The organism is Zunongwangia mangrovi (assembly GCF_900112105.1).
In the GTDB taxonomy this organism is placed as follows: Bacteria; Bacteroidota; Bacteroidia; order Flavobacteriales; family Flavobacteriaceae; genus Zunongwangia; species Zunongwangia mangrovi.
The window spans coordinates 204,904-215,928 of sequence record NZ_FOKV01000006.1; the positions used below are offsets into that span (position 1 = coordinate 204,904).

Here is an 11,025-nt window from a genome sequence, read left to right on the forward strand (position 1 = left end):
GAAGATGAGAAAATTAGCAAGTTTACTTATTGTGTCCATCCTTGGTGGAGCATTAACATTAGGTAGCTACAAGCTATTTTTTGAAGAAGAAAATGTTTCCTTCTTGCAAGAAAAGAAAGATGCTACCCAAAGCCTTATTCAAGCAAATTATGATGCCAATCGTACTTATGGTACGAATGTAGATTTTACAGCTGCTGCCGAAAAAACAGTACATGCGGTTGTGCACGTTAAAAATGTTGCCGTCTATAGTGGCCCTAGAAGCTGGGCAGATGTTATGCGAGGTAAAACAGAATCTAGCAAAGCGCTGCGAGGAACTGGATCTGGTGTGATTATTACTCCAGATGGTTATATCGTGACCAATAATCACGTGATCGACGGTGCTAACGAATTAGAAGTAACCTTAAACAACAACAAAACTTATAAAGCGAAAGTTGTTGGGGCCGATGCAACTTCAGATATTGCATTAATCAAAGTAGAACCAGAAGAAGAGTTAGAATATATTCCTTTTGGAAACTCAAACAATGTAAAAGTTGGTGAGTGGGTTTTAGCTGTTGGGAATCCTTTCAATTTAAAATCTACCGTAACTGCCGGTATTGTAAGTGCAAAATCCAGAAACTTAAATCCTAATGCTACCGGACAATCTTTTATCCAGACCGATGCTGCGATAAACCCAGGAAATAGCGGTGGTGCTCTAGTAAATATTAATGGTGAGCTGGTAGGAATTAACACTGCGATCACCTCTATGACGGGTAGCTATGTTGGTTATGCCTTTGCCGTACCATCTAATAATGCCCGAAAAATTGTTGAAGATATTATGGAATATGGAGATATTCAACAAGGAATTCTTGGTATTAGAGGAAGTGATTTCACCAGAACACCAGAGCTTAGCGAAGAATACGGCACTACACAGGGTGTTTATGTAAGTGAAGTAACTTCTGGAAGTGGTGCAGAGAAAGCCGGGATTAAATCGAAAGATGTGATAAGAAAAGTAGATAATATTAAGATAAATAAATTCTCAGATCTTACCGGTTATATTAATACCAAGAGACCCAACGACACCGTAAATGTGACTATTTTAAGAGATGGTACAGAAAAAGAAATCGCGGTAAAATTAACCGAACTTCGTGTAACGCAACTCCCTATTGGGTTAGAGGTGACTAACGCTACTAAAGATGAACTGAAGTTTTATCAAACCGAAAATGGTGTTAAGATTAGTAAAACCTTAAGTGAGCAATATTCTGAAGAAGAATTTGTAGGTTCTATTATTACTGAAATTAACGGAGAAAAGATCTACGATATTCGTGATGCCGATGAAGCTTTTAAATCTTTAGAAAGAGGGCAAGGTTTAACAATGACATTTATTGATAAAACAGGGCAAAAACAGCGTGTAATCTTCAGATAGGTAATAAACGTTATAAATACACTTAAAACTCCTGTGTTTACGGGAGTTTTTTTATGTTCTAATTGTTTTACGAAAACGTTTGAAATCCATACTTTTGTATTAAATTTAACCACACATTTACACAAAATGAGCTTAAATAAAGTTTACGAAAGAGAACTGGCATTTCAGGCAGATCGAAGACGTGCAACAGTAGAATTTATAAATATCGTCAGTGATTTATGGTATGATAAATCTATCGAGCTTGTTCTTTTTAGAAATCAGCTAATCAATAAAAATGTTAGTGACATTTTAAATCTTCATGAATATGCTGGCGCTTTTGTGCAAAAACCGATCTCAATCTTTGATTCGGTTGAAATCGCAAAAGCGATAAAAGGTCTGGATCTTCCTCCGGCAAAATTAGATATTGGTAAGCTTACTTACGAATATCACCTGGAAGATGAAGAATATACCAATGCACTGGCTTTCGTTTCAGATAAATTAAAAGGTTCTAAAGAAGTAGAAGCAGTGACTCCCAAAGACGTGGTGTTATATGGTTTCGGAAGAATTGGCCGATTGGTTGCTCGAGAATTAATGACAAAAACCGGCAAAGGCAACCAACTTAGATTAAGAGCCATTGTAACCAGAGACAAAATTTCAGAAGAAGTTTTAGCTAAAAGAGCTTCACTTTTAATGAATGATTCAATCCATGGTGAATTTGCAGGAACGGTTTCTTATGACCTTGAAAAATCTGCTCTTTTAATCAACGGAACTACGGTTCATGTAATTAGTGCTGCAAAACCCGAAGATGTAGACTACACAAAATTTGGTATAAATGAAGCTCTAATTATCGATAATACTGGTGCTTTTCGAGACCAGGAAGCACTGAAACGACATTTAAGTTCTAAAGGAGCTTCAAAAGTATTGCTTACCGCACCGGGAAAAGGAATTCCTAATATCGTTCACGGGGCAAACCACACGTTATTTAAGCCAGATGAAAACGACATTTATTCGGCTGCCAGCTGTACCACAAATGCGATCACTCCGGTCTTAAAAGCTATCGACGAATCCTTAGGGATCGTCCACGGGCATTTAGAAACTATCCATGCGTATACCAACGATCAAAACCTGGTAGACAATATGCATAGCAAATATCGCCGTGGCAGGGCAGCGAGTTTAAATATGGTTATTACTGAAACCGGTGCCGGTAAAGCAGTTGCCAAATGCTTACCTCAATTAGAAGGAAAGTTAACTTCTAACGCTATACGAGTTCCTGTACCAAATGGATCTTTAGCTATTTTACATTTAGAGGTAGAAAATGAAACTTCCGTTGAAGGTGTAAACTCGGTCTTAAAAAAATATGCGCTGGAAGGCGATTTGGTAGAGCAAATTAAATTCTCGATCGATAACGAACTGGTTTCATCAGATATTATTGGTTCTTCTGCGCCATCAATTTATGACAGTAAGGCAACGATTGTTGCTAATCATGGAAAAAGCATCGTGCTATACGTATGGTACGATAATGAATATGGCTATAGCCATCAGGTAATCAGGCTAGCGAAGTATATTGCTAAAGTTAGGCGATATACTTACTACTAAACCTGTATTTTTTCCAATCCCCGATACCCGCCAATGGCGGGTATCTTTTTTATGATAAACTTAACCTGTTGATTTAAAGTCTTTGTGCAATTTTATAAAAAGTAAACTACCTTGGGGCAAGCCCTCAAGACATTCGTTGGAAACAAATTTTTAATTTCGAGGCAAGCCTTGGGGCATTATACCCTTTGGCGGTGCCAATAAAGCATGAATGCTAAAAGAAAAAGACGACATCTTAAGAAGAAACGATACATCATTCCTGTTTCTATAATCGTTGCAATTATCATTTTTAGACTATTTCTACCACTGATCGTTAAAAATTACGTCAACAAAACACTAAATAATATTCCCGGTTACAGCGGCCACGTAGAAGATATCGATCTTGCTTTATGGAGAGGTGCTTATACCATCGACGGTTTGATCCTGATCAATGAAGAAGCTCAAACCGATACTCCCCTACTCGATTTCCCAAAAACAGATATTTCAATAGAATGGAAATCACTTTTAAAAGGGAAAGTGGTTAGCGAGATCGAGATGCAAAGCCCTAAATTCAATTATATATTTGAAGATCAGCAAGATTCTACTTCCGCAGAAAATGCAGATGCCGAGGATTGGACAAAAGCGCTGACAGATCTAGTGCCCATAGATATTAACCGACTCCAGATTTATGATGGTGCTGCCAATTTTGTTCATCTTTCTACAGATCCAGAGCTTGATATGTTTATGCAAAAAATAAACCTGCAGGCAACGAATCTTAGTAATGTGGTAAACACCGAAAAAAAATTACCTTCAAATATTAAAGCCACGGCAGTTTCTATTGGTAATGGCAATGTGAATTTAAACGGAAATCTGAATTTACTCAAAGAGATTCCAGATATAGATCTTGACTTTTCTCTTGAAAAAGCAAACGCTACCGGAATCAATGATCTTACAAGGCAATACGCCGGTGTAGATTTTGAAAGCGGAACCTTTGAGCTTTATAGCGAAGTAGCCATTAACGATGCTTACATAAAAGGTTATATAAAACCCATGTTCATTAACACCAAACTCATCGCAAAAAATGATGATGGCGGTTTGCTTAAAAAACTTTGGGAGGGATTTGTTGGAGTATTCAAATTTATTCTGAAAAATCAGGGCACCGATACTTTAGCAACTAAAGTACCTATAGAAGGCGATCTTAATAATGTAAAAAGTGGCATCTTTCCCACCATCCTAAACATATTCGAAAATGCCTGGATCAATGCGTTTAAAAATAGCGTAAATGAAGAAATTAATTTTGAAGATGCTGAGCGAGAAGATTAATTAAACTCAATATTCGTTGTTTTGGCGATAGTTTCTTCTGAAATTTGCAAGCCAAAAAAATTGAAGCCTGTACAATAAAATATCATTTTACAGGTTACGTTGGTACTAACAAACTTGAAAACTTCATTTTAAAATGAACAAGCTACTAATTACACTATTAATTTTTACAGCATTTACACTTAAAAGTAATGCACAAGACAGTATTTCAACAACAAATCCTATTCAACAGGAATTTCAGGAGTTAATTGAATCTTCTAACAACTACCAGGAATATAAAGTGGTGAATTATGACGATCTAATCGATCTTCGAGATAACACCAACGATTATATTCAGGAGTTAAAAGACCAGATTACGGTTGGTAAAAATACTGCAGACCAACAGGAAGACGAAATTGCTAATTTAGAAGGTGAATTAAAAACCACGCAACAGGATCTTCAAAAAGTAACCGAAGAAAAGGATAATATTGTCTTTTTAGGCTTACCACTCACTAAAGGAACCTACATGGCTATGATGTGGGGAATTGTTGCTATTCTAATTCTAGCTTTACTTTTCTTTATTTATAAGTATAAAAATTCTAATTCAGTAACAAAAGAGGCAAAAAAACGCCTTGATGATACTGAAAGAGAATTTGACGCCTATAAGAAAAAAGCGTTGGAGAAAGAGCAACGTCTTGGCCGATTACTTCAGGACGAGAAAAATAAGGTAAATAGAATGAACAGCTAAATTCTGCAATTATTCGCATCTTTGCAGTCCTAAAAATAAACCGCCATGCGAATAGACATTATCACTGTTGTTCCAGATATTCTAAAGAGTCCGTTTGAAGCTTCGATTCTTAAACGCGCTATCGAAAAAGGTCATGTAGAAATCCATTTACATAATTTAAGAGATTATGTAACCGATAACTATAAGCAAATTGACGATTATCAATTTGGAGGCGGCGCAGGCATGGTAATGATGATCGAGCCGATTGATAAATGTATCACTAAGCTGAAGTCTGAACGAAATTACGACGAAGTAATTTATATGACGCCAGATGGTGCAACATTAAATCAAAAAATGGCAAACAGAGTTTCGATGATGGAAAACATTATCATTCTTTGTGGCCATTATAAAGGAGTAGATCAGCGTGTGAGGGATCATTTTATCACCAAAGAAATTTCAGTTGGAGATTATGTACTTTCTGGCGGAGAATTAGGGGCAGCAATTTTGTGTGATGCAGTAATAAGGCTTATCCCGGGAGTTCTGGGGAATGAAACTTCAGCATTAACAGATTCATTTCAGGATAATTTATTGGCTCCTCCTGTTTACACAAGACCTGCGGAATATAAAGGATGGAAAGTACCTGAAATCTTAACCACAGGAAATTTTCCAAAGATTGAAGAATGGCGTGAAAATGAAGCATTTAAACGTACAAAAAAGCTTAGACCAGATCTTTTAGATGAAGATTAAAATTCTTCAACAAAACTTATATTTATAAAAATAAAATTTATAATTTTGCATCCGTTCTAAAATAACCTCTGGCGAGAACCGTGAACGTTGTTTTAGCTTGTATCTTAAATATTTAACTATGGAATCGTTAATTAAATACGTTCAAGACGAATTCGTTACTAAGAAAGATCTTCCTGAATTTTCAGCTGGAGATACTATTACAGTTTATTACGAAATTAAAGAGGGGCAAAAAACCCGTACTCAGTTCTTCCGTGGAGTTGTAATCCAAAAAAGAGGAACAGGTAGCTCACAAACATTCACCATTAGAAAAATGAGTGGTACTGTTGGTGTAGAGCGTATCTTCCCAGTAAACCTTCCTGCGATCCAAAAGATCGAGATCAACAAAAGAGGTAGTGTTAGAAGAGCTAGAATTTTCTACTTTAGAGAACTTACTGGTAAAAAAGCTCGTATTAAAGAAGCAAAAAGAGCTTAATTTTTACTTTTTACAATACAATTTAAAAACTCCGTTTTCAACGGAGTTTTTTTTATACCCTATTTTTAATATTTCTTAACAGGCTTTACCTATATTTCACTAGCTAAAATGCCTAAAAAATAGTATATTGCGGAGGCTTCAAACCCTTTGTCTTTACAGGGTTTTTGCAAAAATTGACAAATCAAAAAAATTGAATAATGGCAGAAAACACCAAGATTTTTTACACAAAAACAGATGAAGCTCCGGCTTTAGCCACATACTCATTACTTCCAATTGTACAGACTTATACCAAAGCAGCAGATGTAATTTTAGAAACAAAAGATATTTCTCTTGCAGGACGTATTCTTTCTCAATTCCCTGAATTTCTAGAAGAAGATCAAAAAGTTGCAGATGCACTTACTGAACTTGGTGAACTAGCAAAAAAACCAGAGGCAAATATTATTAAACTTCCTAATATTAGTGCTTCTATCCCACAGTTAAAAACAGCTATTAAAGAACTTCAGGAAAAAGGATACAAACTTCCTGAATATCCAGACGAGCCAGCGACTGAGGAAGAAAAAGAAATAAGAGCAAAATACGATAAAGTAAAAGGTAGTGCGGTAAACCCTGTATTACGTGAAGGAAACTCAGATCGTAGAGCGCCAAAAGCGGTAAAGAATTTCGCAAAAAAGAATCCACACTCGATGGGAGAATGGAGCTCAGACTCTAAATCTCATGTTGCAACTATGGATAGCGGAGATTTTTGCCACAACGAAAAATCTGTTACTCTTAACGAAGACGATAGCGTAGACATCGTATTCACTTCAGCTTCTGGAGAAGAGACTGTACTTAAAAAAGGAATCAAATTACTGGCTGGCGAAATTATCGATGGTACAGTAATGCATGTTGCTCAATTAGAAAAATTCTTAAAAGAGCAGGTTCAGGATGCAAAAGATAAAGGAGTTCTTTTTTCTCTTCATATGAAAGCTACAATGATGAAGGTTTCAGATCCTATTATTTTCGGCCATGCTGTAAAAGTTTTCTTTGCTGATGTTTTCGAAAAATATGGTGACGATATTAAAAAAGCTGGAGGAAATCCTAATAGCGGACTAGGTGATATCCTAAGTGCGATAGAATCTTTACCAGAGGATAAAAGAAAAGAAATTAGTGATGCTATTCAGGCTGATATCGACAATGGTCCAGATATGGCTATGGTGAATTCAGACAAAGGAATAACCAATCTACATGTACCTAGTGATGTAATTATTGATGCTTCTATGCCAGCAATGATTAGAACTTCTGGGCAAATGTGGAATAAAGACAACAAAACTCAAGATACTAAAGCGGTAATTCCAGATAGTAGTTACGCCGGAATTTACCAGGCCACTATCGAATTCTGTAAAGAACACGGTGCTTTTGATCCTACCACAATGGGAACGGTTCCTAACGTAGGACTTATGGCTCAAAAAGCTGAAGAATACGGTTCTCACGATAAAACTTTCGAACTACCTGAAGCTGGTAACGTTAAGGTTGTTGATCTTAAAGGCGAAACTTTAATCGAGCACGAAGTTGAAGAAGGTGATATCTGGAGAATGTGCCAGGTAAAAGATGCTCCTATCCAGGATTGGATAAAATTAGCTGTAAATCGGGCAAAAGATAGCGGAATGCCAATCGTATTCTGGTTAGATAACGAAAGAGCTCACGATGCGCAATTGATCGAAAAAGTACAAAAGTATCTTCCACAACACGATACTGAAGGACTTCAGATCGAGATCATGTCTCCAGTAAAAGCAACCGAATTTACTCTAAAAAGAGTAAAAGAAGGAAAAGATACCATCTCTGTAACTGGTAACGTACTTAGAGATTATTTAACCGATTTATTCCCAATTCTAGAATTAGGAACCAGTGCGAAAATGCTTTCTATTGTTCCATTAATGAATGGTGGAGGATTATTCGAAACTGGAGCAGGTGGATCTGCACCAAAGCACGTACAACAATTCGTTGAAGAAGGACACTTAAGATGGGATTCTTTAGGAGAGTTTCTTGCATTAGCAGTTTCATTAGAACATCTAGGTAATAAATACAACAACGACAGAGCTCTTGTTCTAGCAGACACATTAGACAAGGCTACTGAAAAATTCCTTGAAAACGGAAAATCTCCTTCTAGAAAGGTAAATGAAATTGATAACCGCGGAAGTCATTTTTATCTTGCTTTATATTGGGCTGAAGCTTTAGCAAGTCAAGATAAAGACGCCGATTTAAAAGAACACTTCGGTAAAATAGCCTCAGAACTTGAAGCGAATGAAGCTAAAATTATGGAAGAATTGAATGGCGCACAGGGATCTGCTCAGGATATTGGCGGATACTATAAAATGGATGACGAAAAAACTAGTAGTGCGATGCTACCTAGTGAAACGCTGAACAAAATTTTAGGAAACTAAATCCTGAAAAAGTAAACTATCTCGGGGAAAACCCACGAAGCATTCACTAGAAAAAATTTTTTAATTTCTAGGCAAGCCTCGGAATATTACACCCGTTGGTGATGCCAATAAATTTTATTAAAGGCCGGAATTGTACAATTTCGGCCTTTCTTTTTTTAAGTATTAGAATTATTGCTTCAAATCAAAACAATAATTCTATTAATCTTAGGTTAAACCTTATTTTCGTAGTTTCAAAAAGTATTTTCTTACCGAAATTTGCAGAATGAATTATACGCCCGGCGAAAGAAACAAGAAAAAGGAATATATTATTTTATTGGTTTTAGGAACCTTAATAGCTCTTGGTCCATTTTCAATAGATTCCTACCTTCCAGGTTTTGAAAATATAGCTGAAGATTTCAATATTACCGTCGCAAAAGTTGGATTAACCCTCACCTCTTATTTTATTGGGATTTCACTGGGCCAAATGGCTTACGGACCAATAATGGATAAATTCGGTCGGAAAAAACCTTTACAGATTGGTTTAGTGATTTATATTCTTGCAGCCTTAGCTTGTTACTTTTCAACAAATCTCAGTTTTTTAATAATATCAAGATTTTTTCTAGCTCTAGGTGCATCAGCCGGCATGGTTGCATCTAAGGCTATAGTAAGAGATATTTTTCCAGTGGAAGAAGTTGCCGGTGCCATTTCAATTTTAATGCTAATCATGGGCGGAGCTCCAATTATCGCACCTACAATTGGTGGCTTTATTATACAATCTTATGGTTGGCCTATTGTATTCTTATTTATGGGTGGTTTTGCGGTATCAATGCTTATTAGTGTTTCTAGTTTTTTACCGGAAAGCATTACACCAGATGACAAAGTTGAGCTCACTCCCAAGAGTGTTTTAAAAAATTACTACGGAATTCTAATCCATTCTAAGTTTATGAATTTTGCTTTTGCCGGAAGTTTTGCCATTGGAGCAATGTTCTCATACATCTCATCTGCGCCTAAATTATTCATGAATATCTTTGATCTTAGTCAGAGTGAATTTGGAATTTTATTCGGAATAAACGCAGGAGGCTTGATTCTGGGAAGTCAAATAAATCGTTTCGTTCTTAAGAAATTCAACATACTGAAGATTACAATAATCAATAGTGTGCTATTAGTTATATTATCCTTTCTTTTTTTAATTGCCGGAAGTTTTGAACCAAACTTCTATGTGATCGTAATTCTTATATTTTTAATATTATTCCTGCTAGGATTTCAAAACCCGAATACAACAGCTCTGTCCCTTACTCCGTTTACAAAGCGAGCAGGAAGAGCGTCTGCTTTAATCGGGAGTATGAAAATGATCTTGGGAGCCTTAGCTTCATTTGTCGTAAGTTTATTCCATAGCGACAGCATAGTCCCTTTAGGAGTGATTTTATTAGTTTCTCTAGGAATTAGCAGCCTTTTACTTTTTCAATATTCTGCAAAAAATAAACAAATAAAGGAATACTAGTTTTATAAAATGAACTTGATAGGCTATGGATTGCTTAAATTTGGAAAAAGATTATAAGACATACATTTTTAACAATGAAACATACAGATCGCAGACTTTTAGGAAAAGGAATAAAGCATTTAGCCGGATCCTTACCGCTTGCGGTAGCAGGACCTGTAATTATAACCAGTTCTTTTCAGAACCAGGACAAGCCACTATTCATTCCAATCTTAACTTTAGGCATCATAGCAATGATAACAGCCATCTTTTTAATTTTCCGCGGAATAATGATCGTCATGAAAGCTATTTTTGATTAAAAATAAAAAACTGCAGTCCCTTAAGATAATCATCCCCGTCGACAAGTATTTAATGGGCAGTAGTAAGTTACCGACCAAGGGTAATGGGGATCTTCCGGCCGCCTAAGGTTTCGGGTAGTACATATAATATATAAAAAGCCGCTCTAATTAGATAGAGCGGCTTTTTTATGGGGTGTCATGAGTTAGTTAGTTCTTAGCTGTGCAACGACTTTCACGTACGTATTGGTTTACTCATCCTAAACTTATAAACTTCTATAAAACAAAAAACCCTTACCATTTCCGGTAAGGGTTTTTAAAAAGCAAGGCGGCGACATACTCTCCCACAAATAGTAGTACCATCTGCGCTAACGGGCTTAACTGCTCTGTTCGGAATGGGAAGAGGTGAGCCCCGTCGCTATAACCACCTTAAGTCGTTACCTATTGCATCAGTTATCAATATAACTGATCAACAGTCTAATATGTTGACATGATTAAGAAATAAAAAATACTATAAAACTTAACAAAACTTAGCATTTGGCCGTCTCTAAGGAGCTTGCACCCCTTAGAGAACGTTGCATCAAGCTATACGGATTATTAGTACTACTCGGCTATGACATTACTGCCTTTACACCTATAGCCTATCAACGTGGTC

Annotated in this window: 9 protein-coding genes and 1 rRNA gene; 9 read left to right on the forward strand and 1 reads right to left on the reverse strand. The window is 36.3% G+C overall.

What is annotated here, in order from left to right:
• The first annotated feature begins 4 nt into the window (after nucleotides 1–4).
• The 9 genes from BM201_RS13855 (at nucleotide 5) to BM201_RS13895 (ending at nucleotide 10,394) form a co-directional block, all read left to right on the forward strand.
• Nucleotides 5–1,402, forward strand: coding sequence for a S1C family serine protease (locus BM201_RS13855; RefSeq protein ID WP_092543626.1), 1,398 nt, complete (start codon nucleotides 5–7; stop codon nucleotides 1,400–1,402).
• A 126-nt stretch (nucleotides 1,403–1,528) separates the two neighbouring features.
• Nucleotides 1,529–2,977 (forward strand): glyceraldehyde-3-phosphate dehydrogenase, encoded by a 1,449-nt coding sequence (locus tag BM201_RS13860; protein ID WP_092543628.1) that lies wholly within the window; start codon nucleotides 1,529–1,531, stop codon nucleotides 2,975–2,977.
• Between the two features lie 204 nt (nucleotides 2,978–3,181).
• Entirely contained in the window at nucleotides 3,182–4,276 is a 1,095-nt protein-coding gene (locus tag BM201_RS13865) for a DUF748 domain-containing protein (RefSeq protein WP_092543630.1), read from the forward strand.
• Between the two features lie 133 nt (nucleotides 4,277–4,409).
• The gene (locus BM201_RS13870) at nucleotides 4,410–5,000 is read left to right on the forward strand and encodes a hypothetical protein (RefSeq protein ID WP_092543632.1); all 591 of its coding nucleotides are present in this window, start codon (nucleotides 4,410–4,412) and stop codon (nucleotides 4,998–5,000) included.
• Between the two features lie 45 nt (nucleotides 5,001–5,045).
• A complete protein-coding gene (gene trmD / locus BM201_RS13875) occupies nucleotides 5,046–5,726 on the forward strand; it encodes a tRNA (guanosine(37)-N1)-methyltransferase TrmD (protein ID WP_092543634.1) in 681 nt (226 codons plus the stop codon).
• A 118-nt stretch (nucleotides 5,727–5,844) separates the two neighbouring features.
• Nucleotides 5,845–6,198, forward strand: a complete 354-nt coding sequence (gene rplS, locus BM201_RS13880) for a 50S ribosomal protein L19 (RefSeq protein WP_013073002.1) — start codon at nucleotides 5,845–5,847, stop codon at nucleotides 6,196–6,198.
• A 197-nt stretch (nucleotides 6,199–6,395) separates the two neighbouring features.
• Complete coding sequence (locus BM201_RS13885; protein ID WP_092543636.1) at nucleotides 6,396–8,618, forward strand: NADP-dependent isocitrate dehydrogenase; 2,223 nt, start codon at nucleotides 6,396–6,398, stop codon at nucleotides 8,616–8,618.
• Nucleotides 8,619–8,880: 262 nt separating this feature from the next.
• On the forward strand, nucleotides 8,881–10,098 hold the full coding sequence (locus BM201_RS13890; protein ID WP_092543638.1) for a multidrug effflux MFS transporter: 1,218 nt from the start codon (nucleotides 8,881–8,883) through the stop codon (nucleotides 10,096–10,098).
• 74 nt (nucleotides 10,099–10,172) lie between these two features.
• Nucleotides 10,173–10,394 carry a DUF6095 family protein gene (locus BM201_RS13895; RefSeq protein ID WP_084842927.1) on the forward strand — a complete coding sequence of 74 codons (222 nt, stop codon included), beginning with the start codon at nucleotides 10,173–10,175 and terminating at the stop codon, nucleotides 10,392–10,394.
• Between the two features lie 299 nt (nucleotides 10,395–10,693).
• Here the strand turns inward: BM201_RS13895 and rrf are convergent.
• Nucleotides 10,694–10,802, reverse strand: a 5S ribosomal RNA gene (gene rrf / locus BM201_RS13900).
• Nucleotides 10,803–11,025 lie beyond the last annotated feature (223 nt).

Excerpts from the sequence above, each read along its gene's own strand:
- BM201_RS13855 (WP_092543626.1), top strand. The coding sequence starts at position 5 with ATGAGAAAATTAGCAAGTTTACTTATTGTGTCCATCCTTGGTGGAGCA.
- BM201_RS13860 (WP_092543628.1), top strand. The coding sequence starts at position 1,529 with ATGAGCTTAAATAAAGTTTACGAAAGAGAACTGGCATTTCAGGCAGAT.
- BM201_RS13865 (WP_092543630.1), top strand. The coding sequence starts at position 3,182 with ATGAATGCTAAAAGAAAAAGACGACATCTTAAGAAGAAACGATACATC.
- BM201_RS13870 (WP_092543632.1), top strand. The coding sequence starts at position 4,410 with ATGAACAAGCTACTAATTACACTATTAATTTTTACAGCATTTACACTT.
- trmD (WP_092543634.1), top strand. The coding sequence starts at position 5,046 with ATGCGAATAGACATTATCACTGTTGTTCCAGATATTCTAAAGAGTCCG.
- rplS (WP_013073002.1), top strand. The coding sequence starts at position 5,845 with ATGGAATCGTTAATTAAATACGTTCAAGACGAATTCGTTACTAAGAAA.
- BM201_RS13885 (WP_092543636.1), top strand. The coding sequence starts at position 6,396 with ATGGCAGAAAACACCAAGATTTTTTACACAAAAACAGATGAAGCTCCG.
- BM201_RS13890 (WP_092543638.1), top strand. The coding sequence starts at position 8,881 with ATGAATTATACGCCCGGCGAAAGAAACAAGAAAAAGGAATATATTATT.
- BM201_RS13895 (WP_084842927.1), top strand. The coding sequence starts at position 10,173 with ATGAAACATACAGATCGCAGACTTTTAGGAAAAGGAATAAAGCATTTA.